The 24,703-nt window shown below is 38.4% G+C and carries 23 protein-coding genes; 6 read left to right on the top strand and 17 right to left on the bottom strand.

Annotated elements, in window-relative coordinates; genetic code table 11:
• Positions 1-559: 559 nt before the first annotated feature.
• Positions 560-1,270 carry a DsbA family oxidoreductase gene (locus HMJ38_RS23355; protein WP_194976867.1) on the top strand — a complete coding sequence of 237 codons (711 nt, stop codon included), beginning with the start codon at positions 560-562 and terminating at the stop codon, positions 1,268-1,270.
• Between the two features lie 110 nt (positions 1,271-1,380).
• On the opposite strand, the gene HMJ38_RS23360 is transcribed toward HMJ38_RS23355, so the two are convergent.
• Together HMJ38_RS23360 and HMJ38_RS23365 are read right to left on the bottom strand one after the other, a co-directional pair.
• A complete protein-coding gene (locus tag HMJ38_RS23360) occupies positions 1,381-2,676 on the bottom strand; it encodes a hypothetical protein (RefSeq protein WP_194976868.1) in 1,296 nt (431 codons plus the stop codon).
• 8 nt (positions 2,677-2,684) lie between these two features.
• Positions 2,685-3,065 (bottom strand): hypothetical protein, encoded by a 381-nt coding sequence (locus HMJ38_RS23365; protein WP_194976869.1) that lies wholly within the window; start codon positions 3,063-3,065, stop codon positions 2,685-2,687.
• A 186-nt stretch (positions 3,066-3,251) separates the two neighbouring features.
• On the opposite strand from HMJ38_RS23365, the gene HMJ38_RS23370 reads away from it, so the two are divergent.
• On the top strand, positions 3,252-3,587 hold the full coding sequence (locus tag HMJ38_RS23370) for a zinc ribbon domain-containing protein YjdM (RefSeq protein WP_194976889.1): 336 nt from the start codon (positions 3,252-3,254) through the stop codon (positions 3,585-3,587).
• A gap of 330 nt (positions 3,588-3,917) precedes the next feature.
• Here the strand turns inward: HMJ38_RS23370 and HMJ38_RS23375 are convergent, their stop codons facing one another.
• The 9 genes from HMJ38_RS23375 to HMJ38_RS23415 all read right to left on the bottom strand — a co-directional run bounded on the left by HMJ38_RS23375 (position 3,918) and on the right by HMJ38_RS23415 (position 14,737).
• Positions 3,918-6,551 carry a valine--tRNA ligase gene (locus HMJ38_RS23375; protein ID WP_194976870.1) on the bottom strand — a complete coding sequence of 878 codons (2,634 nt, stop codon included), beginning with the start codon at positions 6,549-6,551 and terminating at the stop codon, positions 3,918-3,920.
• Between the two features lie 450 nt (positions 6,552-7,001).
• The gene (accC, locus tag HMJ38_RS23380; RefSeq protein ID WP_194976871.1) at positions 7,002-8,351 is read right to left on the bottom strand and encodes an acetyl-CoA carboxylase biotin carboxylase subunit; all 1,350 of its coding nucleotides are present in this window, start codon (positions 8,349-8,351) and stop codon (positions 7,002-7,004) included.
• Between the two features lie 25 nt (positions 8,352-8,376).
• Positions 8,377-8,847: an acetyl-CoA carboxylase biotin carboxyl carrier protein gene (accB, locus tag HMJ38_RS23385; protein WP_194976872.1), complete on the bottom strand. Its 471-nt coding sequence runs from the start codon at positions 8,845-8,847 to the stop codon at positions 8,377-8,379.
• Positions 8,848-8,942: 95 nt separating this feature from the next.
• Complete coding sequence (gene efp / locus HMJ38_RS23390; RefSeq protein WP_194976873.1) at positions 8,943-9,506, bottom strand: elongation factor P; 564 nt, start codon at positions 9,504-9,506, stop codon at positions 8,943-8,945.
• Positions 9,507-9,533: 27 nt separating this feature from the next.
• Positions 9,534-10,532: a beta-ketoacyl-ACP synthase III gene (locus HMJ38_RS23395; protein WP_194976874.1), complete on the bottom strand. Its 999-nt coding sequence runs from the start codon at positions 10,530-10,532 to the stop codon at positions 9,534-9,536.
• 274 nt (positions 10,533-10,806) lie between these two features.
• Positions 10,807-10,998 carry a 50S ribosomal protein L32 gene (gene rpmF / locus HMJ38_RS23400; protein WP_194976875.1) on the bottom strand — a complete coding sequence of 64 codons (192 nt, stop codon included), beginning with the start codon at positions 10,996-10,998 and terminating at the stop codon, positions 10,807-10,809.
• Between the two features lie 17 nt (positions 10,999-11,015).
• A complete protein-coding gene (locus HMJ38_RS23405; RefSeq protein WP_194976876.1) occupies positions 11,016-11,579 on the bottom strand; it encodes a YceD family protein in 564 nt (187 codons plus the stop codon).
• A gap of 120 nt (positions 11,580-11,699) precedes the next feature.
• Positions 11,700-13,100, bottom strand: coding sequence for an aldehyde dehydrogenase family protein (locus HMJ38_RS23410; protein ID WP_194976877.1), 1,401 nt, complete (start codon positions 13,098-13,100; stop codon positions 11,700-11,702).
• Complete coding sequence (locus tag HMJ38_RS23415) at positions 13,097-14,737, bottom strand: acetolactate synthase large subunit (RefSeq protein WP_194976878.1); 1,641 nt, start codon at positions 14,735-14,737, stop codon at positions 13,097-13,099. Before HMJ38_RS23415 ends, HMJ38_RS23410 begins: the two co-directional genes overlap by 4 nt.
• A 204-nt stretch (positions 14,738-14,941) precedes the next feature.
• Between HMJ38_RS23415 and HMJ38_RS23420 the strand changes: the two genes are divergently transcribed.
• Positions 14,942-15,106, top strand: coding sequence for a DUF1328 domain-containing protein (locus tag HMJ38_RS23420; protein ID WP_194976879.1), 165 nt, complete (start codon positions 14,942-14,944; stop codon positions 15,104-15,106).
• A gap of 131 nt (positions 15,107-15,237) precedes the next feature.
• Here the strand turns inward: HMJ38_RS23420 and HMJ38_RS23425 are convergent, their stop codons facing one another.
• The 6 genes from HMJ38_RS23425 to HMJ38_RS23450 all read right to left on the bottom strand — a co-directional run bounded on the left by HMJ38_RS23425 (position 15,238) and on the right by HMJ38_RS23450 (position 20,351).
• Positions 15,238-15,957 (bottom strand): LytR/AlgR family response regulator transcription factor, encoded by a 720-nt coding sequence (locus tag HMJ38_RS23425; RefSeq protein ID WP_194976880.1) that lies wholly within the window; start codon positions 15,955-15,957, stop codon positions 15,238-15,240.
• Positions 15,932-17,014: a sensor histidine kinase gene (locus HMJ38_RS23430; RefSeq protein WP_194976881.1), complete on the bottom strand. Its 1,083-nt coding sequence runs from the start codon at positions 17,012-17,014 to the stop codon at positions 15,932-15,934. Before HMJ38_RS23430 ends, HMJ38_RS23425 begins: the two co-directional genes overlap by 26 nt.
• A gap of 125 nt (positions 17,015-17,139) precedes the next feature.
• Positions 17,140-17,970, bottom strand: coding sequence for a fumarylacetoacetate hydrolase family protein (locus HMJ38_RS23435; protein ID WP_194976882.1), 831 nt, complete (start codon positions 17,968-17,970; stop codon positions 17,140-17,142).
• 98 nt (positions 17,971-18,068) lie between these two features.
• Positions 18,069-18,692 carry a hypothetical protein gene (locus HMJ38_RS23440; protein WP_194976883.1) on the bottom strand — a complete coding sequence of 208 codons (624 nt, stop codon included), beginning with the start codon at positions 18,690-18,692 and terminating at the stop codon, positions 18,069-18,071.
• Between the two features lie 2 nt (positions 18,693-18,694).
• Positions 18,695-19,156, bottom strand: coding sequence for a YdeI/OmpD-associated family protein (locus HMJ38_RS23445; RefSeq protein ID WP_194976884.1), 462 nt, complete (start codon positions 19,154-19,156; stop codon positions 18,695-18,697).
• Between the two features lie 208 nt (positions 19,157-19,364).
• Positions 19,365-20,351 carry a gliding motility protein GldB-related protein gene (locus tag HMJ38_RS23450; protein ID WP_194976885.1) on the bottom strand — a complete coding sequence of 329 codons (987 nt, stop codon included), beginning with the start codon at positions 20,349-20,351 and terminating at the stop codon, positions 19,365-19,367.
• 235 nt (positions 20,352-20,586) lie between these two features.
• Between HMJ38_RS23450 and HMJ38_RS23455 the strand changes: the two genes are divergently transcribed.
• From HMJ38_RS23455 to HMJ38_RS23465, 3 genes are all read left to right on the top strand, one after another.
• Positions 20,587-22,329: a tetratricopeptide repeat-containing sensor histidine kinase gene (locus HMJ38_RS23455; RefSeq protein WP_194976886.1), complete on the top strand. Its 1,743-nt coding sequence runs from the start codon at positions 20,587-20,589 to the stop codon at positions 22,327-22,329.
• Positions 22,330-22,388: 59 nt separating this feature from the next.
• Positions 22,389-23,018, top strand: coding sequence for a response regulator (locus HMJ38_RS23460; protein WP_194976887.1), 630 nt, complete (start codon positions 22,389-22,391; stop codon positions 23,016-23,018).
• A gap of 149 nt (positions 23,019-23,167) precedes the next feature.
• Positions 23,168-24,391 (top strand): hypothetical protein, encoded by a 1,224-nt coding sequence (locus HMJ38_RS23465; protein WP_194976888.1) that lies wholly within the window; start codon positions 23,168-23,170, stop codon positions 24,389-24,391.
• Positions 24,392-24,703 lie beyond the last annotated feature (312 nt).

Here is a 24,703-nt window from a genome sequence, read left to right on the forward strand (position 1 = left end):
ATTAAAAAGTCCTTAAAATATTGAATTAAAATGAATTACAGGTATTATCAAAAAATCACTTGAGGTTTAATGACTTCATTTTTTAAGGTTTGATTTGCATTAAAATGAGTATTAAATTTATGAGGTATAAAACGAAGAGAAATGAATAATAGGTGATTATGGAAAATTTCTTTTAAACCGTAAATGTGAAAACATCAAAATATTGGGTTTTTTCATGAGTAATAATTTTACTCGGTGGAGTAATTGGAGAGCAGAGGTCAAAAACAAATTTGTTAGCATACCTGATGGCAATTTAAGTTTGCAACAAACCGATTTCGAGGAGGAATTGGTGGAATAAATTTTTTAAAGGAGGAAAAAAATCAACAACATCAAAAAAGCCAAAAGCAAGGCTACAACCTGATAAATTGGGTTTCTTTTTGGAAAGTGAAAATCACAGATTGGACAAAATTTAGCATCTTTTTCCACATTCATTGCGCATGATGGACATTCTTTGGTTTTCATATTTTTGAACCTTCAAGGGATAAAATTGATTTAGGAATTAAGTTAAAAATATTGAATTATGAAAATCGAAATTTGGTCGGACATCATGTGTCCATTTTGTTATATCGGAAAAAGAAGATTGGAATCTGCATTGAAAGATTTTGAGTATGCCGATAAGGTAGACATTGAGTGGAAAAGCTTTTTGCTCAATCCTGATATGGTTACTGACCCCAATAAAAGCACCTTGGAATATTTATCTGAAACAAAAGGATGGAGTTTAGGTCAAACCCAGCAAATTACCCAACAAGTTGTGGATATGGCAAAAGAAGAAGGACTGACTTACCACATGGATAAGACAGTTGTCGCCAATGCGAAAAATGCCCACAGATTGCTTCAGTTAGCGAAAACAATCGAAAAAGGTGATGCCATGAAAGAAAGACTTTTGAAAGCGTATTTCACTGAGGGTAAAAATATAGATGATCGGGACATATTAGTTCAACTTGCTTTAGAAGTTGGTTTGGAGCAAAGTAGAGTAGAAGCTTGTTTGGATTCTGAAGAGTTTTTGGATAAAGTGGAACAGGATGTTTATGAATCCAAATTGATAGGGGTGAGAGGAGTACCGTTTTTTGTATTGGATAGGAAATATGGGATTTCAGGTGCACAACCTAAAGAGGCTTTTGTTGAAACTATTGAAAAGGCCTGGAAGGAATATGTTAAAACTAACCCTATCTTAGAAGTTATTGAAAATCAAGATGGTAGTTCCTGTGACTTGGAAGATGGGAATTGTTAAAATAATTGAATTTGGGATATGATTCCTGCTTGCTGAAACTTTGTGTAGGTTGATTATCAGGTTTTTTGGTTATGATAAGTTTTATAGGGATGATGATAAAATAAACTTCTTTATTTTATCATCATCCCTTTTAGGTCAATATCCTCACCAAAGCCCAAGTTGACACCGAAGGTGATAATAAGATTTTGTGGGCCAAAATTTGAATTGTCATTGAAGTCGTTGCCAAAGGAGGAATACAGCACCCTGTTTTTCCCGAATTGATATTGGACGATCCCATTGATTTTGTAAGTGTTTTCGAAGATGCTTTGGGAAATATCGGATCTGAATACAGATTCTGCAGCAACTGAAAACTTACCGGCTACATGCAACTGCAATTTTGTTCCCATATCAATGGTATGCAAATTTGGTATCATTTCGAGATTGTTCTCGCTTTCGTACAAAATCTCTTTGAAATAAAAGTATCGGGTAAGGAAGAACAAAGAAAGCCTGGTATTTCCTGAATTGAGGTTGTTCAGGTTTCCACCAAAATTTGTCCATAGGCCTATTCGATAAATTCCGGTATTGTTCAGGTTGAATTCAGTAGTGTTGAAAGCCAATCCACCGCCTAAATCCCATTTAAAACCATATCGTTCATTCATGGAATTGAAAAGTTTGTCCAATTCGGGTGAGCTTTCTATTGTTTTAATTTTTTCGCTAATTTCTCTCCTTAACTCCAAAAGTTGTTTGTCAATGATTTCATAGTCACCTTCAAGACTGTCCATCGTGGAGTTCAAGGTTTCTTCATTGATAGAATCATTCGGTTCTAGGCTACTTAATACCCGTAAACTATCCAGGATTTTAAATGATTCTGCTTCTAGTTTTAAATATTGCGGGTCAGACTCAAGGGCTCGTTTTTGTTCCCCAAAATACCTGTCCCCAATAGATTGGAGCATATTGAAATATATATCTTTTTTGACGCCATCTACTTTTCCCCGCAGGAGTGTTGATTGGAAGCCAAATGAAAATCTGCTGAGACTTTGATCTTGTTGTACACCATTAAGCATGCCGGCTGAAACAGTCAATGTTCTTGCAAAATTCAAGCGATTGGTTTCTGAAAAATCCTTTTCGAAGCTTAGGTTTTTGGCTTGTTTTCCCCACCAAAAAGGAGTAAAAGCTATGGCCAGGTTATTGGGTAGGGAGGTGAAATTATTGGAAGCATTTTGGATAGAGGTGAAAAATTCTGGCGTCATTCCCGGCTCAATAATTTCTGTTGCAGAAGAATTCATGAGCTGAAACGAGGGGTTTGTCGGGGTTTTCAAGAGGTCAAGCTTGATTCCCTTGACTTCCCGCAACACAGTATCCACCTCATTTTGGGCGGATGCTTTTAATGCTAAAAATGCAGAAAAAATCATTAGAATAATTCTCATAGCGATATTTATAAAATGGTCACATGGAAATCCGAATAAAAGATGGTTCCCATTCCAATCGTTTTCATGGAAAAATTGGTCTCTACCTCATTGCCATCAGCATCAAATACCCTAACATTTAGGGAAATATCAACTTTCTCAATAGGATTATCATGGACATCATGGATAATGGTTCTGATTTCGATTTTATTGTATTTGAGCTTTCTGACTGTGCCTATTTCAATATTTTCAATATTTCCATCAAAACTCATCAGTTCTTCTTCCTGTCCTTGGGCATTTTTTAGATGAATGGAAGTAGTCGAAGGTTGTCCATATCCCGAAAACAAATCCATGTAGATAGCTGTACGGGATTTTGTTTTTAACAAAGCACTGTCTGAAAATTTGGCCATTGTATTATAATTTAAAAGTTTGAAATATTGGGAATATTAAAGATTTTGAATTCACTCTCTTTATATACATACTAAGATATTGAGATATTAAGAAATTGTCCTTAGAATTTTGGCTTTTTTCCAATTCTTCAATAGGAATAAATGCAAATGGGCCGGGTGATGGAAATCAATTTGTATCTTCATCCCATGCAAAATATACCACCATGCCCTTCCTGTAAATCTCTTTATGCGTATGAAATGGAAGCCAAACTACTCTGTCCTGAATGCGGATTTGAATGGACTCCGGAAACTGGGTTTGTTGAAAAAGGACTTCAGGTAAAAGACTCCAATGGAAATTTATTGGCTGATGGGGATTCAGTGGTGGTTATCAAAGACCTACCTGTAAAAGGTGCCCCCAAATCAATCAAAGGAGGAACAAAGGTGAAAAACATACGACTTGCTGAAGGTGACCATAATATTGACTGTAAAATAGATGGTTTTGGTTCAATGGCTTTGAAATCGGAGTTTGTAAGGAAAGGGTGAAAATAGGATCGGAAACTGAAGTTATCCCAAAGGGCAATACCGATAGCTTACCGATCAATTGCCTCATGCTATAGCAGGAGCAAAATAAGAGGACTAAAATCCCCCAGTTTTAGCCAAACATAATCCCGATCTTATAATCTAGTTTGCAGTTTTGACTAAAACCAATTAGAATTTTGCGTTTATTTATGAATGGTCTAATTCCTATTGATACCAAAATACCAAGATGTCATTTATCTTTCAGAACATTTCCAATATGTTGGGGACTCAGGATAACGACTGCCTGCCGTAGGCAGAAGTAACCTGGACTCAATACAGCTTTTTTGATCCAAATTATTCCAATTTTGAAAAAGCCTCTTCCAATGCTTTTATCTTAGCCTCTGCATCTGACAATTTTTTCTTTTCATTTTCAACAACTGCTGCCGGGGCCCCTGAAACAAAACGTTCATTACTGAGTTTTTTTAATACTGCATTCAAAAAGCCCTTGGTGTATTCCAGTTCTTTCAGGATGTTTTCTTTTTCCTCTTCAACATTTACCTGACCTGCCATAGGAATAAAAAACTCATCTGCCTTGACTACAAAGCTTATGGCGTTTTCTAAAGCATCATCAAAAGAAACCTCCGATAGATTGGCCAGTTTCTTCAATACAGCATCAAATCGATGGTAGAGATTTTGATTATTTGATTTGATTGTAAGGGAGAAAGCTTCTTTGGGAGATATTCCTTTTGATGCACGAATGTTTCTGATCTGAGAGACCAATTCAAATACCTGATTGGCCTCTTCAATCTGAATTTTGTCAAATTTATTGGCTTTTGGCCATTCCGTAACAATTAGAGCTTCATTGGTATTTCGTTCTTTAATTTGATGCCAAATCTCCTCGGTGAGAAAAGGCATAAATGGGTGAAGGACTTTTAGAATTTCCTCAAAAAAAACAATGGTATTGTCATAGGTTTCTGCATCAATTGGATGCTGATAGGCTGGCTTGATCATTTCCAAGTACCAGGAACAGAAATCATCCCAAACCAATTTGTAAGTAGACATGAGTGCATCTGAAATACGGAATTTACTGAAATGGTCTTCTATTTCGGTCAAGGCTTCATTAAAGCGGTTTTGAAACCAAATAACAGATGCTTTGTTGTTATCTCCTGAAAGTGAATCATCAATTTCCCATCCTTTGACTAACCGGAAGGCATTCCAGATTTTGTTGGCAAAGTTCCTACCCTGTTCAACCAATTTCTCATCATAAGGCAAATCATTTCCAGCAGGAGAACTGAACAACATTCCTGTTCTGACACCATCAGCCCCGAAGTTTTTGATCAGTTCCAATGGATCGGGAGAGTTACCCAAGGATTTGGACATCTTTCTGCCTAGTTTATCTCTTACGATTCCAGTCAGATAAACATTGCTGAATGGTTTTTCACCCATGTATTCATATCCTGATATGATCATTCTAGCCACCCAAAAAAACAGAATTTCAGGAGCAGTTACCAAGTCATTGGTTGGGTAGTAGTACTTGAGGTCTTCGTTTTTATTTCCTGTAGCAAAAACTTCGGTGTCAAACACAGAAATAGGCCACAACCATGAAGAAAACCAGGTATCGAGAACATCCTCATCCTGCCTGAGATCCTGCAATTTATAAGTGGTATTAAATTTTCCGTTTGCAATTTGAACAGCCTCTTCCTTTGTCATTGCTACGACGAATTCACCGTTGGGCAGGTAATATGCAGGTATCTGATGTCCCCACCACAATTGTCTGGAAATACACCAATCCCTGACATTCTCCATCCATGAGCGGTACATGTTTTTGAATTTTGGCGGATGGAGTTGGATGATGTCATCCATCACTGAACTCAAAGCAGGCTTGGTGATGTCTTCCATTTTAAGAAACCATTGCAATGAAAGCTTTGGTTCTACAATTGCATCAGTCCTTTCCGAATGGCCAACATTGGATTTGTAATCTTCAACCTTTTCGAGTTGTCCGATTCCATCCAATAATTTACCGATCTTCTTTCTTGCAATAAAGCGGTCTTCACCGATTAAAATTTGGGCTTTTTCATTCAATGTTCCATCATCATTGAGTATGTCAATAACTTCCAATTTATGTTTTACGCCAAGCTCATAATCATTGACATCATGGGCAGGGGTAACTTTGAGACATCCTGTTCCAAATTCCATATCGACATACTCATCCTCAATGATTGGAATGGCTCGATTGATCAAAGGAATAATAGCTTTTTTGCCTTTAAGATGCGTAAAACGCAGGTCGTTTGGATTGATGCAGATAGCCACATCCGCCATGATGGTTTCAGGACGGGTTGTCGCTATGGTCAAATGATCGTTTTCAGTTCCTTCAATTTTATATTGGATATAATAAAGCTTGGAAGATATTTCCTTGGTAATTACTTCGTCATCAGAGAGGGCAGTCTTTCCCAGTGGGTCCCAATTCACCATACGGATGCCACGATAGATTTTACCTTTGTTGTATAGGTCGATGAAAACGGAAATTACGGCATTACTGAGTTCAGGGTCCATGGTGAATTTGGTTCGATCCCAGTCGCAGGAAGCACCAAGTTTTTTAAGTTGTTCCAGGATGATTCCTCCATACTTTTCTTTCCACTCCCAAGCATATTTCAAAAATTCTTCTCGTGTCAATGATTTTTTGTCAATTCCTCTTTCCTTAAGCATGGCCACCACCTTAGCTTCTGTCGCTATAGATGCATGGTCAGTTCCGGGAACCCAACAGGCATTTTTCCCCTCCATTCTTGCTTTCCGGATCAATATATCCTGAATGGTATTATTGAGCATATGGCCCATATGCAGTACTCCCGTAACATTTGGTGGAGGAATGACAATGGTATATGGCTCTTTGCTATGGTCTACTTTTGAGGAGAAAAATTTATTTTCCATCCAATATTGGTACCATTTGGCCTCTACTGCTTCAGGACTATATTTTGTAGCTAATGACATAGTTTTTACTTGTATTTAAAACTTCAAGGCGCAAAATTAAGATAAAATACTTTTAGACCTAGTTGTTTTCAGGGTTCAATGTGTCAGCGGTCAGTAGGCAGTGTTTTTCTGTTGGCAGTTTACAGTGTTCAGCCTGTTTGTATTCAGTTTACGCAGTGTTCAGTAGGCAGTGTTCTGTCACCGTAAACAGCAAAACATGATATTTGCACGACAAACTGATACTGCAAATTGTAACCACAACTTACAGCAAAGAGGGATTGCCGCACAACTGCAAACTGCTACTGTTCACTGCCAACTGAGACTGCAGCTGCTTCTAAATACTGCCAACTGTTAACTGCGAATGCCTACTGCCTACTGCGAACTGATACTGTCAACTGCTAAAACGGGTTGAACAAAAAAAGCCGAAGATTTTTCTTCGGCTTTAATATACATATTGTAATTTTTTCAATCTTATTTTTTGATCAAGGAGAAATCAAAGGTCTCCAGAAATTTGGTGGTGAAATTACCTGCTCTGAATTCAGGGTCATCCAAGAGGGCGATATGGAATGGAATGGTTGTCTTGATCCCATCAATTACAAACTCTTCCAAAGCTCTTTTCATCCTTACTATGACTTCGTCTCTTGATTGGCCACTGACTATCAGTTTGGCGATCATAGAATCATAATTTGGGGGGATAACATAGCCTGCATATACATGGCTGTCAACTCTGACCCCTCTGCCACCGGGCATATGAAGGTTGATGATTTTCCCTGGACTTGGTCTGAAACCATTGCTTGGGTCTTCTGCATTTATCCTGCATTCCATGGCAAACAATTTCGGATAATAGTTTTGACCGGAAATTTTTTCTCCTGCGGCGACTTTAATTTGTTCTTTGATCAGGTCAAAATCAGTAACCTCTTCGGTAATGGGATGCTCTACCTGAATACGGGTATTCATTTCCATAAAATAAAAATTTCTGTTTTTGTCTACCAAAAATTCAATAGTACCGGCGCCCTCATATTTGATGGCCTCAGCACCTTTAATGGCAGCCTTTCCCATCGCCTCTCTAAGTTCATCAGTCATAAACGGTGAAGGGGTTTCTTCTACCAGTTTTTGATGTCTTCTTTGGATTGAGCAATCTCTTTCAGATAAATGACAGGCATTTCCATCACTATCCCCCACTATTTGGATTTCGATATGTCTGGGTTCTTCCACATACTTTTCAAGGTATAATCCGTCATTTCCAAAAGCAGCACTGGATTCTTGTCTTGCATCATCCCATGCTTTTTTAAATTCACTTTCTTGGCGGACTATCCTCATTCCTTTTCCTCCACCACCTGCGGTGGCTTTGAGAATAACCGGATAACCCATTTCACTGGCTATTTTTATTCCATGGTCCATATTTTCCATCAACCCATCAGATCCTGGAATGGTTGGAACGCCGGCGATCTTCATGGTTGCTTTGGCAGTAGCCTTGTCACCCATTTTATTGATCATTTCGGGACTTGCCCCTATAAACTTGATACCATATTCCTCACAAATCCTTGAGAATTCGGCGTTTTCAGAGAGAAATCCATAACCTGGATGTATGGCATCTGCATTGGTTATTTCAGCAGCAGCAATTATTCTTGGGATATTTAGATAAGATTCCCTACTTGGGGCAGGGCCGATGCAAACGGCCTCATCTGCAAATCGGACGTGAAGACTGTCCTTATCAGCTGTGGAATATACTGCCACTGTTTTGATCCCCATCTCTTTACAGGTACGGATCACCCTCAAGGCAATTTCTCCACGGTTGGCTATTAATATTTTTTTAAACACGGTAAATCGGGTTAGTGAAACAAAATTATCCAGCTGGATCTACTAAGAATAGTGGTTGGTCATACTCCACCGGAGTAGCATTGTCCACCAAAACTTTTACTATTTTTCCTGAAACTTCCGATTCGATTTCATTAAAAAGTTTCATGGCTTCTATGATACAAACTGTTTGACCGGCAGAAACTGAATCACCAACTCCCACAAAAGGATCTGAGTCAGGATTGGAGGTTCGGTAAAATGTACCGATCATAGGGGATTTGATTTCTACCAACTTGGAATTTTCTTCTTTGGCCACTGCAGGGGCAGAGGGTGCCGGAGCAGGAGTAGAAACAGGTGCTGCGGCTACAGGTGCTGCTATCGGAGCAGCTTCAAGTTTTACAGTTGGTGCTTCTGAATATTTCTTTATTGAAAGTTTGAATTCATCTGTCTCGATTTTCACTTCGGCAAGCCCTGAATTTGAAATGAAGTCTATTAAATCCTGTATTTCTTTTGCTTTCATGATGCGTTTAGTTTATGGAAATCCTTTTGGAAAATTTGTCTTAAATTTGAATAAAGTTGCTCTTTAAATTACGAAATTTAAACCGCTTCTTAAACTTATTTTACTCTTTCAGAGTAAGAACCATCCCTTGTATCCACTTTAATCATGATATCTTGGTCAACAAACAAAGGTACCATGACCACAGCGCCTGTTTCCAAGGTGGCAGGTTTCATGGCATTGGTTGCGGTGTCACCCTTAATACCGGGTTCGGTATAGGTAATCATCAGTTCCACGAAAGGGGGAAGTTCGACAGAAAGAGGTGTTTCTGTTTCTGCATGAACCAAAATATCCACCAATTGTCCTTCTTTGAGTAAGTTTGATCTTTCTATTAATTTTTCAGGAATAGGGATTTGCTCAAATGTCTCAGTATCCATGAAATTGTAGCCATAGTCATCTACATAGATAAATTGATGAGCTCTTTTTTCTACTCTTGCAGTGGTTACTTTTTCTCCTGCGTTAAATGTCTTGTCCAGAACCTTACCTGAATTGAGGCTTTTCAATTTGGTCCTCACAAATGCAGCACCTTTGCCAGGTTTGACGTGCTGGAATTCTACTATGGAATAAATGTCATTGTTCATTTCCAGACACAGTCCATTTTTAAAATCTGCGGTACTTGCCATTTCAAATATTTAGGTTAATTTTTTTGTTTATTTTGGGTCATATCCCCATTTGAGGTAAACCGATCCCCAGGTAAATCCTCCGCCAAAAGCAGCCAAGATAATGTTGTCTCCTTTTTTTAGCTGGGATTCATAGTCCCAAAGGCAAAGCGGTAAAGTACCTGCAGTGGTATTGCCATATTTTTCTATGTTCAGCATAACTTTATCTGGACCAATACCCATTCGGTTTGCTGTAGCATCAATTATCCTCTTATTGGCCTGATGTGGCACAAGCCAAGCAACCTCCGAAGCAGTTAGGTTGTTTTTCATCATTATATTCGCACTTACCTCTGCCATGTTGGTGACTGCAAATTTAAATACCGAAGAGCCTTCTTGGAAGGCATAGTGCTCTCTATTGGCTATAGTTTCCGTGGTTGCAGGTTTTCTACTTCCTCCAGCTTTCATATGAAGGTATGGCGCTCCTGAACCATCAGAATGTAGCAGTGAATCCATAACGCCAACTTCTTCTGTAGTAGGCTCGAGAAGAACAGCCCCACCACCATCTCCAAAAATAATACAAGTAGCCCTATCCTGATAGTCGATGATTGATGACATTTTATCCGCACCAACGATAATTACCTTTTTGTGCATTCCAGTTTCTATAAACTGGCTTCCGATGGTTAAGGCATATAAAAATCCAGAACATGCCGCAGAAATATCAAAACTATAGCTTTTGGTCGCTCCAACTCCATCTGCTATGATATTAGCTGTTGCAGGAAATGGCATGTCCGGGGTAACAGTGGCGCAAATGATAAGGTCGATATCCTCAGGATCGGTATTGGTCTTTTTCAATAGACCCTTTATTGCATTGATTCCTATGATGGAAGTACCTTTATTTTCTCCTTTTAGTATTCGCCTTTCCTTGATGCCTGTTCTGGTAACAATCCATTCATCATTGGTGTCCACCATGGTCTCCAGTTCACGATTGGTTAAAATATAGTCTGGGACCCATCCATGAACTCCTGTAATGACTGCTCTGGTTTTTTTCATTCAACGGTTATTTGAAGCCTGATTAAGAAAAGGTGATTCTTATATCTGACTTTGATTTAATTAGGTAAACACACCCTGATCAGTCCTAAAGATTATTAATCAAGATTTCAAAATTATCTAAAAAGCGCTTTTTCACCAAAGAATTTTGGTTTTTGAATGCTTTTAAACAAAGATAGCTTTTTGAAATTAATGATTTGGGAAGAAATCAGGAAAATAAAAATCCATCCCGGAACCGTCCGGGATGGATTTTATCAAAAGGAATTTGATGTTGTTATTAAGCAAGAACTTCTTTCTCTATAACAACCTGACCTTTAAAGTACAATTTGCCATCAAGCCAATATGCTCTATGTGGTAAATGGAATTCGCCTGTTGTAGGACATTGGGTAAGACCTGGAGCAGTTAACTTATAATGAGTTCTTCTTTTGTCTCTTCTGGTTTTCGAAATTTTGCGTTTAGGATGTGCCATCTCTATGCTATTTTAGATTAATCTTTTTTCTTTAACTTATTTAATATATCCCATCTTGGGTCTGCGGGTTTTTCTGGAATTTCTTCTTCTCCATATTCATCCGAATCATATTCTTCTGAAAGATAGACCAAGCTACCTTCTTCTTCAAATTCATCATCATCCATTTCATCCAAATAATCAGGATGGATTTTTTTGGCAGGAATCGCCAATAAAATGAACTCATAGATCAATTGGGCGACATTAATACTTGGCGTATCCTTGGTTATCATGAACACGTCTTCACTTATCTCCTGTTCGACCTGTCCATATTTATAAATGACTTTCTCGGCCACTTTCATCGGATGATCGAATTCTTCCAAGCTTCTGTCACATGTCAACCTAATGGTTCCGGCAATATCAAAATCCGCTTCCATCAATGAAGCAGTTTTGGTAACTGTCACACTAGCAGTGAGATCGGATCCGTTGACCCAGTCATCAGCTTCATAAAATTTAAAGAACTCATCTTTGACTTCAAAAGAAAAGGTATGCTTACCCTCTTTTAATTTAATGATATCAATATCGTATGCTCTCAAGAATTTCACGACTCCTCCTGCTTTTCAAGACCGCAAATTTAGGGAAATGCTTGGTAAAATAAAATTTGGCTGAAAAATAATTTGGTTCATTTTAAAACCTAATCCCAATAGCGGCTTGGATTTTGAATCTTACAAATATTTGCTTTTTACAACCATCAGTTTTTCTCTGGTCATTTCATGCATAGAATAGGGGATACCACCTAATCCCTCGCCTGAGGCATCCCTGCCTCCAAATGGCATCCAATCCACCCTGAAAGCGGTGTGGTCATTGACCATGACAGCAGTAGCATTGAGCTTTTGTACAGTATCAAAAGCTTTATCAAGATCTTTGGTGAATACTGCTGCTTGGAAATGGTAATCTAAACTATTGGCCTCCTTTATGGCTTTTTCCCGCTCGGCATAAGGATAGACACAAACAACAGGACCGAATACCTCCTCAGTGGATACTTTGGCTTCGCTTGAAGGATTGTAAATGACTGTCGGTGAATAACAGGTATCCGAAATCTTCTTGCCTCCGCAAAGAATTTTCCCACCACTTTTTTCCGCTTCCAATACCCATTCATGAACCCGTTCAACTTCTTTTTCTGCAATCAGTGGACCCACTTCCGTATTTTTATCTAAAGGATCCCCAACTATCAATTGCTCTGCAGCCTTTGCGATTTCATCGGCTAATGCCTGAGAGATAGATTCATGAGCGAATATTTTCTGGACCGATACACAGACCTGCCCGGCATGATAAAATCCACCTTTGACAAGAGCAGGAACCATGGTTTTGAAATCTGCATCAGGCTCTACAATAACCGGTGCGGCACCGCCATGTTCTAACGCACATCTTGTTCCAGGTGCTAATTTTGATTTGAGATACCACCCTACATTTGCCGATCCAATAAATGACAAGAAATTGATCCGTTTATCTGTTACTAAATCTTCTGCTGATTCATTGTCAATGATCAATACCTGTACCCAATCTTTTGGAAGACCTGCTTTGTATAGTAAATCAACAAAAGCCAAACATGATAATGGTGTTGTTGAAGCCGGTTTGACAATAACTGGACATCCTGCTGCAAAGGCGGTCACAGTTTGATGTACAATCAGATTCAATGGATGGTTGAATGCTGAAATGGAAGCAACCACTCCAATAGGCTCTCTAGTTGTAAATGCAATTCTATTTTCCGAAGCTTGTGTCAGACCCATTGGGATTTGTTTACCGGTAAGTCTACCAATTTCCTCAGCGGCAATCTTGACCCCATTGATGGCACGGTTAACTTCCACTTTCGAATCCTGATAAGGTTTGCCTCCTTCACTTGCGGCAGTATTGGTAAGTTCTTCCAAATCGGCTTTCATCAATTCAGCTACTTTTTCCAAAATAGCAATTCTTTCATGGGGAGGGATCCATTTTGATCGGTTCGAAAATAAATCATGTGCTTTTCTCAATGCTTTTTCCACATCTTTTTTTCCATCCATGGGAATTTCCTGAATCAGCGTATTGTCAAATGGGGAGAAGACTTTTAATGTTTGGGTATTGCTCATAATTTTTCAGTTTTTTCTTTTAACATGACATTTAAAATGGGGTGGTTTAGAGAGTAATCCACAGGTAAGTCAATGATGTGTACAGCCTTTTTTTCAAGACAATGGTTGAGAATATCTTGAAAATCAGCATCATTGTTTGGTCTATGGCCTTTGGTACCATAGCTCTCAGCATACATCACAAAATCAGGATTGTTATAATCCAGACCAAAATCATCAAAACCCAGATCCTGCTGCTTCCATTTAATCATTCCGTATGCTTTGTCATTTAGGATGATGATTGTCAAATGAAGACCCAACCTTACGGCTGTCTCTATTTCCTGAGAGTTCATCATAAATCCCCCATCTCCGACAACTGCCACGACATTTCTTTCAGGGTAAAGCATTTTGACCATCATCGCTGAAGGTAAGCCTGCACCCATTGAAGCCAAAGCATTGTCAAGTAAAAGGGTGTTGGGTTGATGGCAAGTGTAATTCCTTGCAAACCAAAGTTTATAGATTCCATTATCCAGTGTAATGATGTCTTTCGAATCCAGTTTTTTTCTCAGTAAGTTCACCAATCTCTGTGGCAACATGGGAAACCTTTCGTCGAGGAAATATTTTGATAAATGTTCCGAAACCTCTTTTTTTACCTTTTTATAAAAGTCAAAGTTCCAATCATCTTGAATCAAAGTGTGTTCTGTCAATTTTTTAACGGAACTAGTAATGTCTCCGACCACATTTAATTGGGGAAAGTATACCGGGTCGACTTCAGCAGGAGAAAAATTGACATGGATGACTTTTTTACCATTGTTTTTCATAAAAAAGGGTGGTTTTTCAATCACATCATGGCCTACATTGATAATCAGGTCAGCTTCCTGTATTGCGGCATGAATAAAATCTTTACTTGATAATGCAGCAGTCCCTAAATACTGCGAATGCCTTTCATCAATAACGCCTTTTCCCATTTGCGTTGTAAAAAAATAAATACCGGTCTGATCGACAAAGTCACGGAGTGCATCACAGGTTACTTTACGGTTGGCACCCGCACCGATAAGCAGTAGAGGCATTTTGGCAGCATGGATCATTTCCACAGCTTTTTCGATTGCCTTATGATCAGGTTTTGGAATGATATGTCCCACGACTTTGAATACACTTTCCTCACAATCTTCCTGCGCGATGTCTTCCGGAAGTTCCAAATGTACCGCCCCAGGTTTTTCTTCTATGGCCAATCTGAAAGCTTCCCGCACATTTGACGAAATATTGTTGCCGTCTATAACTTGTTTGGTAAACTTGGTGATAGGTCTCATCATATCGACCACATCAATGATCTGAAAACGAGCTTGTTTACTTTTTTTGATTGGTTTTTGACCGGTAATCATTAACATGGGCATACCCCCTAATTGCGCATAGGCAGCGGGGGTGACAAGGTTGGTTGCACCGGGACCCAAGGTGGCCAAACATACACCGGGTTTGCCAGTCAATCTGCCATAGGTAGCAGCCATAAAACCTGCACCCTGTTCATGTCTGTTGACAATCAATTTTATTTTCGAATTCTTAAGGGATTGAAGAAAATCAAGATTTTCCTCTCCCGGTACTCCAAAAATGTACTCTACTCCCTCATTTTCTAGGGCTTTGACAAAAAGGTCTGACGCTTTCATGGTTGGTTTCTGTTTGTATTAAAAACTCACTACTCACATACAACCACAATTTCATCAGATTGATTGCGTAAAAAATGAATATTATTTCTTTTTATTTGAAAATTAAGACATTTTTTTCTTCTCAGTTAAGACTATAATTTGTAATTTTAAAAGAATACATTGTTTTTATTCAATCGTTTCATTTAACCAGAAACCCCAAAAAGCATGTTATCGTTTGTCATCACCGCGCTTGTCATTGCACTTATTGCCGCCATACTCGGATTCACAGGTATAGCCAAGGGTTTAGCTGCAATTGCCAAATTTGTCTTCTACATTTTCATCGTGATCTTCCTGATTACTTTGATTATTGGTTTGGTCAACGGTTTTTAATGGCGTTAAAGAAAAACTCAAAATGCTTGATTAATCGTCTATGGGCAAAATATCTACGATTATCTTTTGTCTATTTTGAGATATCAAAAGGATACTGATAGGGTACTTCTATAGGTTTAATTATTTAGAAATCAAACTCCTGTCAATTCCCTGAATTTCACACTCTGTCTTTGACTCAGGTCTATTTTCTGACCGTTTTGCATTTCTACCAACAAAGTACTGTTAAAGTAAGGCTCTATGTTTTTGACATAATTCAGGTTGATGATGAATTGTCTGTTTGCTCTAAAAAACACTTCTTCAGGTAGTCGGCTCTCCATATAGGTAAGGGACTTGTGTAATAGTGGTTTTTTGTTTTCAAAGTAAACTTTGACATAATTTCCCTCGCTTTCGATAAGGAAAATGTCCTTTACCGGAACAAAGAAACACTTTTCCCCATCTTTTATAAAAATCTTTTTTTCGAGACCAAGTTTGTCCTGTGCACTGCCAGCATTTTCCTTTAACTTTTTCTCCACTTTCGCAATTGCATCTTTGAGCCTTTCAGGATTGATCGGTTTTAAAATATAATCCAGTGCATTGACTTCAAAGGCTTTGATGGCGTATTCATCATAAGCAGTTACAAAAATGACCTCAGGTACCTCATCCAACTTGCTTAATAATTCGAATCCATCCATTCCGGGCATGTTTATATCTAAAAATATCAATTCCGGTTTGAGAATATTGATATCTTCTATAGCTTTTAGAACCCTATCGTTTTTACCTATTAACTCCAGCTTGGGATAGGGGAGCAATAAAGTTTCCAGTTCTCGAATTGCCAAAATCTCATCATCAACGATGTAACATTTCTTTGTCATAGCTAGTGTAAGTTAATGGATATATGATGGTTACGGAAATTTGGTCTGGTAATTTGTTGCTAAGGTTGATTTCTGCATTTTCTCCAAAAAGGCTCTTGAGTCTTTTCCTGATATTGTTCAGACCAATTCCTTTATGTTCACCGATTTTGAGTTTACCTGGATTTGTCACCTCGATTTTAAACATTTTGGAAGAAATTGATGAGGTGATCCCGATGACTCCACCATCTGGCAAATGATTGATGCCATGTTTGATTGCATTTTCGGCAAGGGTGAGGACCATAGCAGGGGGTACTTTTGCATCTAGAGAATCAGCCTCAAGGTCAATATTCACATCCAAACGGTCCCCAAATCTTATTTTTTCCAGTTCAAGGTATTTTACCACTTCATTGATTTCATCTGAAAGATTGATCAACAGCGTTTTTTCATAGTTAAGTGTAAATCGTAAAAGTTCACTGAGTTTAATGATTGCTTCTCTCGCTTTGTCAGCATCGATAAGAACAAGGGCTTTAATACTGTTAAGCGCATTGAACAGGAAATGTGGGTTTAATTGAGACTTCAACAGTTCGAGTTCAGAGGTTTTTACAAGTGTTTCTATCAGAAGTTTTTGTTCTGAGATATCTTTGTTCCTGTTTAAGATATGGTACAAGTAGTAAATAATGATCCAAACAACCACATACCTTGCAACATTCATCATCTGGCCAAAAAATTGAATTAAAAATACCTCAAAAGATGGAAGATCAGTTTCTGTAAAAATCAATGGAAGGAAAAAGATGACCACCATCGTGAGGGTAATGAAAAAAGTGTCCAACAATGCCCTGAACCAAATCCGTGAAAGACTTTTTTCAAACAAGGAAGGCTTGATGAAGAGGTTTTTGTAAATGTGAGAGGCCAACAATCCTGACAAAGACAGCAAACAAAATTGAACTACAAAATGCCAATCAAACCTCTGGATAATGAAGAAAGTATAATTGATGGTTTCAACAAACACAATAGAACTCCATCCTAAGATCTGTAACAACCAGTATTTTTGGGTCTTTGTCAGGTTTAATTTTTGCATAGCACAATCGAATTGGCCATAATCTGAACCGATTCATGACAAATTTCAGAAAATCATTTATTATTTCTGAATTAGAATACAGGGTTGCATGTTTATGGGGATGAATGTAGGACGAAAGATGGATTTTAGCCTATTGCAACCACATTTTTCAAAATACCAATGGCTCCGATTTCAATACTTACAATATCACCTTCTTGGAGAGTAAAGGTATCATCAGGCACCAAGCAGGTTCCGGTCATCAGGTATACTCCATCAGGAAAGCTCATTTCCCTGAAAAGAAATCCAGCCAATTCCTCGTGTCCTCTTTTCATTTGATTGATGGAAATATCTCCTTCAAAAACCACCTTTGCATCCCTTTCTATTTTCATCAGTATCTTGCTGTCCGGATCTATTGGCTTTTCGGGAACCAGGAGACAAGGTCCAATAGCTGCGGCAAAATCATAGCATTTTGCTTGTGGGAGGTATAATGGGTTTTCGCCTTCAATATCTCTTGAGCTCATGTCATTTCCTATCGTGTAACCAACGATTTTTCCAGAAGAATTGATGAACAAAGTCAGTTCCGGTTCAGGTACATTCCATTTTGAATCTTTACGGATATTGACTTTACCCCCAGGATGGGCAACCCTGTAATGCGTAGATTTGAAAAACAATTCGGGTCTTTCAGCTTCATAGACTTTGGAATAAAAGACATCTGCACCACTGTCTTTGGATTCTTCCATCCTTGCCTCCCTGCTCCTGAAATAAGTAACTCCTGCAGCCCAGATTTCCTGAGTTCCAATTGGCGCCTGGAGCATATCAGCTGTCCAATTGATTTCACTAGAAGGCTTAATCTGTTGTTTAAGTTTTTGGAAAAGATCTTCTTGGTTGACCAAAGAATTCCAGTCCTTAGTATCAGCAAGGTAATGTTTGCCTTCTGATTCGATGATGATGTTGTTTGAAGATTTGAAAATTCTCATAGAAATAGGTTTAAAGGTTTATTGGGCGCTTTTCTTATAAATGTATTTTTGACAATTTAATTCGTGAATATTATATTTTTAAAAGAAGGAATCAAGTATTATTTTATTTTCATCACTTCATCAGCAAATAGGAATTCCTGCCCATCACTGAGTTTGATAAAGATGTCAAAGATCAATTCAGTCTCGCCAGTTATGGACTCATTCCATTTAAGGAAAAAAGATTCTCCCAAATAAAACTTTTGTTCTTCTTCAAGAAGAGAAATAATGGCTTGACCATCAATTGAAGGATAATTTGATATTAAAAATTTTTCTGAAATATCCTGTGCTTCAAGGATAAGATTGCTTTCAGATAGGACAGTTTCTTTTTTATTGATTATCTTAAGTTCGGCAATATGCTGAAATGAGATATTAGGGGCAGGAGAACATGCATAAACGCTATTAAAAAAATGAAAGCTGAATTTAAAATCTTGGTTTTCTGTCAAATATTCAAATCCTGAAATTTCAATTACTTTAAAATATTGGTCTTTTGCATAAAATAAATCTGGATTGAAAGCTGAAGTTCCAATCACCAGATCGCCAATAGTTAAATCTTTAATCGAAAATTCTCTCATAGGAATAGGTGAACCACATCCACAGGAGTCACGACAAAATAAGTCACATGACATCGGAATAATTCCGAAAGCGAGCATCATTGTCCAGATTGCAATCAATTTCTTTTTCATATTCAATAATCAAGTTTTTCTATCATCTTGACGATCCTTTCCACTCGAGTGTCCTGTTTTTTCGCATCTAATATTGATTCGATATAAAGTTTTTGTTCCCAATCTGCTAATTCAAAAAACCTCGACATTGCCTTGGGGGCATCTTTAAGACAATCCATGATTTCATCAGGAATGCCCTGAGGTCTTTCATCGTTGAAAAGTTGGATATGAACCAGGTCCCCGGCTTCTTTTTTGATGGCTTTTCTGATTTTTGCATTTACAGGTAAAAATAAAAGTCCATTTCCAAATGGCATCAATTTGAAATTATCCAGTTGAAAATTGTCAATATGTCCCTGCACCTTCATCCAACCAAATGGAAACCGTTTTTCCATTGGGATTTCCGGAATCAGCGCATAGGTCCAGCCTCCTTTACCAGGAAATTTTTCCAAAAGATAGTCTTTATCAGTAAGAGCCAATTTTTTCATTAATCAAAATCTCAATACGATTTGATTCTAAATTTATAAAATATAATTGATGCAAACTAGGTGTTACAAATAACTCATTATCGTTCAATACCTAAGGGTGTGCGATTTTTTGTTATTGGAAATTGATGATAGGAAATCCACGTTTTCTTGGTTGAATTATGCGGAAGGGGAAGCAATAAGGTTGGTTAGTTGAGGATCGGGGCTTGATTTAGAAAGTTTTTTTTGATAAATCCGGTTTCCCAGATTTGAATTTTTCACCATAGCCGCTCTTATTCAGAAACTTTCGGAAATTGTTGGTTTTGAGGATTTCATTCAATGCTTTTTCTTTGTCAGCAGCTTGATTATAATAAGCTTCACATATCCTATAACCTATAAAATAGCCCAAGTCCGCAGGGCGATCTTTGGAGTTGTTTCCGTTATATAACCACTTGCTATAATCATTACCGTACATTTCTTGGGAGAATTCATTCCAGATTTGTTCCTCATTTTCGTATGCGTAAGTGTACATATTGTCATTGATGGAAGTTCCGGTGACCTTCTTGGCAATAAAGTCTGCTGCACCTTCCATGATGGTCATTGTCAACAAACGATGTCTAAAATGACCCCATACCACTCCCGGACCAATTCGTTGTTGAGTATGCACGATTTCATGTGCTGTAAATTCGAGGATCATGGGCTTTTTGGGCAGGGTATGTTTTAGCCATCCGTTCATCCCATCCCGAACAGTAGCGCTGTCTGAGGCAACCATTTCTGTACCGATTAGAAGCCAACCGCCTTTCACAGTACCGCCTGTTGACAAAATTCCAATGGCAAAACATATATCCGGAGCTTTGAAGTTTTTTAAGGATTGCCCATACAAATCCATCTGATTTATGATTTCCGACCGGTAACCGGCCACTGAAAGTGTATTGTTTCTCACGGATTTCCAATATTCAGGATACCGACCGATCTGATAGATGTATTTTTCGGCTGTAAGGTCTCTGACTTTGATCAGCTTTTTGAAACCCTGACTGGCTTTACCTAAATATAGGACTTCTATGATCTGTACGCTGTCTTTCTTTGTTTTGGCATTGTGTAACCTATCGAAAGCATCCCAAAAATTATCAATATCTGAGGTGATAATAGTAGGTGTTTGTCCTTTTGAAAAAGACCAAGAAAGCAGAAGGAGTATATATGCGAGAAGTAAACTTTTCAATGTTTTAAAATTTAAGTTTCTATAAAACTAATCGATTTGATTCTAAAAATTCATACATTCAATGAGCTTCTTTCCTTTCCTTTGCCAAAAGGGAATTTTGTATCTTTTACATTCATTTAGCATCGGTATGTTTAAAGTGTGCCTTCTCTTTTTTTTATTTTTGGGTATATACTTCCCTATATTTTCGCAGGATAATGATTCATTGGTATTATCGAAAGCTTCAAAAGCATTTGATTTGGCATCCGTAAGCTCGGATTCAGCCTATAAATTGGCCAATGAAGCGCTTACTGCAGCACAGAAATCATCCTTCAAAAGGGGGATTGCCAATGCTTACAATGCTTTGGGTTGGATTTATATGCACAAAGGAAATCTCGATTCCTCCTTTTATTTTCTTCAGGAATCCCGGGGCGTTTTTGCCAATGAAAACTCGCCGTATGACGTGGCCAGAGTTAATATCAATTTGACCGAAGTTTTGACCAAGCAGTCCCGCTTTGGTGAGGCATTGGTTTTTGCCCTTGAAGCCGACTCACTTTCTTTTGCCTTGAAAGACGTGGCTTTGCAAACAGATACCAAGAGGCTATTGGGGATTTTGTATAGGGAACAGGGAGATCATTCCAAGTCCATCGAATATTTTAACGAGGCAATCAAGGGCTTTGAATTACAGGGAGATTTGAGAAGATCTGTCAATACTGCCATCAGCTTAAGCATATTATTAAGGAAAATCAATTTGGTGGACAGCAGTCTCACTGTTTTGGAAAAATGTCTGGAAACAATAGATGAATTAGAAAACAATGAATATCAGTTGGCCATGATTCGGGAACATTTAGGAGATACTTTTTTCCTGAAGGAGATGTTTGAAGAGTCATTGAGACAATATATTTTAGCTTATAAACTTTTCGAAAGACTGGGAAACAAAGCCGACATGGCTTATGAGGGATTGGTAATTGGGAAAGCACAAATTGCCTTAAAAAAATACAATGAAGCAGAATTTTTTTTGACACAGGCCTTCAGCATCAGCGACAGCTTAGGTTTTTTGAATTATCAGTTTGACGCAGCTTCCGAGTTGGCCAACTTGTACTATGAAACAGGACAATGGCAAAAGGCTTTTGAATACCTGAATAGGGCAGGTGTGATGAAAGATAGCCTTGACCAACAAAAACAACTTTCCAACATGTCCGAACTCAAAGAAAAATATGAGTCCGAAAAACGGGACCAGGAAATAGCACTGCTTAAATCAAACATGGAACTGGAAAACTCCCGTGCCAGAAGAAGAGTGCAATTTCAGATTTTTGCAATCTTTTTGTTTTTGGCAAGTTTGGGCATCGCTTATCTGATCTTTAATCGGTACAGACTAAAGCAGGAACTCAATGAACAAATACTCAGAAACCAGATTTCGAGTGATCTCCATGATGAGATAGGTTCTACACTTTCAAGTATTGATGTCAACAGTCGCATCGCACTTCTGAAAATGGATGATAAAGAAACCGTTTCCGGGCAATTGCAAAAGATCCAGCAAAACACCCGTTCCATCATGGACAATTTGTCCCAGATTGTTTGGTCGATAAACCCCAATAATGACAGTCTTGAAAAGTTGATTTTCAGGATGAAGGATTTTGCTGCGGAAATTCTGGAGCCTTTGGGAATACAATACGCATTCCATCAGGGAGGCAACCTTTCAGAATTCAATTTAAATCCTGTTTTCCGGAAAAACGTCTACCTGATATTTAAAGAAGCAGTCAATAACTGTGCGAAATACAGTAAGGCAACAGAAGTCTCTATTTCTCTTGAGGTAAATAACAGCCTCCTGTTTATCCAAATTGCTGACAATGGAAAAGGATTCGATTACCAAAGGGAAATGATTAAAAGCAATGGTTTACAAAATATGGAGAACCGCGCCAAACAAATTCGGGGGAAATTTGAATTGAAAACAGAACCTGATAGAGGTACTTCGATAAAACTGGAAGCTCCAGTCACCTGATAGCGGTATTGTTTAAACCGTTTCGTTCGCCTAAATTGTATGTGTCCAACCATGAAATTATGCCGGTAAAGATTTTGATTTTTGAAGATAACAACAACCTGAGGGAGGGACTTTGTCAACTTCTGATGCTCAGGGAGGAGTTTCAGATTGTTGGGAATTTTGGAGAAGCCCGACAAGCTAAGGAAATCGTAATGAATTGCAGGCCGGATGTGGTTTTGATGGATATTGATATGCCGGGCATCAATGGGGTGGAGGCCGTAAGGCAGATCAGGCAGTTTGACCTGACCACCCAAATTATCATGTTGACAGTATTTGATGACAATAACCATGTTTTTGATGCTTTGATGGCTGGTGCGAATGGTTACTTGTTAAAAAGAAATGTATCTGACAGATTGGTTTTGGCTATTCAAGAGGTATTGGAAGGAGGGGCGCCGATGAGTCCTTCTATTGCCAGACTTGTAATCAATCAACTGCATGTAGAAAAACCAACGAATCAATATATGCTCTCTGAAAGAGAAAAAGAAATACTCAGATCTCTTTCAAAAGGGAATAGTTTTAAACTGATAGCTGCCGATCTCGGAATAAGTTTCGAGACAGTTCGCACCCATATCAAGCGTATTTATGACAAACTCCATGTCCATTCCCAAGGAGAGGCTATCAGTAAAGCCCTGCACGAAAAATTGGTTTGACTTTTTGATTCAACCATTTCATATCCCCCTTTTATGGTATTGATAGGCTATTTTGAAATGTTGAAATTTAGGATCAGCAAACGATTCAAAGATTGATTTTAAAGTTGAGGCTTTGCTCAGGTATAATTTTATAGCCAATTAATTTCAACATGATGAAAACTCACATTGCGTATCCACTATTTGGGGACTTTTTCCCAACTTTAAAATTCGAGGAAAAGGCAATTTTTAAATTATTGATTTCAGGGATTTTCCTTATTGGCTTGGTGGGATGTGCGGAAGAACAAAACCCCGGCAATCCAAATACCAATAATCCTACCAATCCCACAAATCCCAATGTTCCTAATCCTACGGTCAGTGTGGAGATTACCCAAACATCTCCTGAATTCACCTTCTGGGGAGATGAGCTCACCTTGACCGGCAAGGGTTTTAGTACCAAACTTGAAGATAATTTTGTGTGGGTAAAAAATGAAACGGTAGCTTTGGGGACCTGTTTTACAGGCAACCCAAATGACAGAAATGATTCGACTGGCTGGAGGAAAGCTACCGTATTAAGTGCCACATCCACATCACTTACCATTAAAGTTCCTTATAAAACTGCTTCTGAAAATTCCAACAACAGGGCTTGCGGAGCCATCAATCCAAATATCAGCGTGACTGTAAATGGGAAAACAGCTGTTTCTGATAAGGTCAAGTTATTGGGAATCCCCTATATCGCAGATGTTTGTTATACCAATTCGGGATGGAAAGGGGCAGGGATGATTCCTAGGAAAGAATTGGAAAATGAAATCAGTATACCAGGGGTTGGCATTTATGGTTCCGATGCCGGGGTTGATGAAAAAATGAAATTGTTTGTAAATGATGTTTTCCTACCTCTGATAAAAGTGGAATCAACTGGTCCCACCAATTGTGCGAGTAAATACAAATTTGTTATACCTTTAGAATTTGCTAATGGAAATTGTGCTACCGCTGATCCTGTACTGACTGGCCGCTTTGCCAACATGATGGATTTTGTGGCAGTAATTGATGGTACAACCAAATCCTCCGAAAAACTGACTTATCCGGTTTCTTCTTTTCCTGACAGGTCTTTCTCTACTTTTAATCAACAGTCTTTCTCCTATAGTGCGGCAGGAAATCCTCAGATAGTATTGACAGGAAAAGGCCTAAATTGGTATCAGGAGGCAAGATTTATCCCACAGGCTAATACAAGTTGTACCATGGCTACTATAGCACCTATCCCATCGGAAGGTGGCACAACCCTTACGATAGGGATTCCATTGGCCCAAATGCAGCCCGGTTGTCTTTATACACTTTCATTGGTTGATGTTTGTGGCCGTGGCAGCAATCAGGTAGGTTCAGTAAGGATTAATGACTAAGCCCATTGGTCATTCTCCATTCTGTAAATGCTTAATTTTATCACTACCAATGACAGAATTTGGGATTTATACCCTTGAACTGAAAAATGCATTCAAGACTATAAAGAACTTTGCCTTGTCACCTCGACGTCAGGAGAGGTCTGCAGCCCGCCTTGATGTCATTTCCTTTCTGTAAATGCCAAATTTTAAAAACTACCAATGACAGATTTTGAAATTGATGGTTTAGGACTTCAAATAGCATTCGAATCTATTACGTTACTTTGCCTTGTCACCTCGACGTCAGGAGAGGTCTGCAGCCCGCCTTGATGTCAT

It is taken from the genome of Aquiflexum lacus (genome assembly GCF_015476655.1).
Taxonomy (GTDB): Bacteria; Bacteroidota; Bacteroidia; order Cytophagales; family Cyclobacteriaceae; genus Aquiflexum; species Aquiflexum lacus.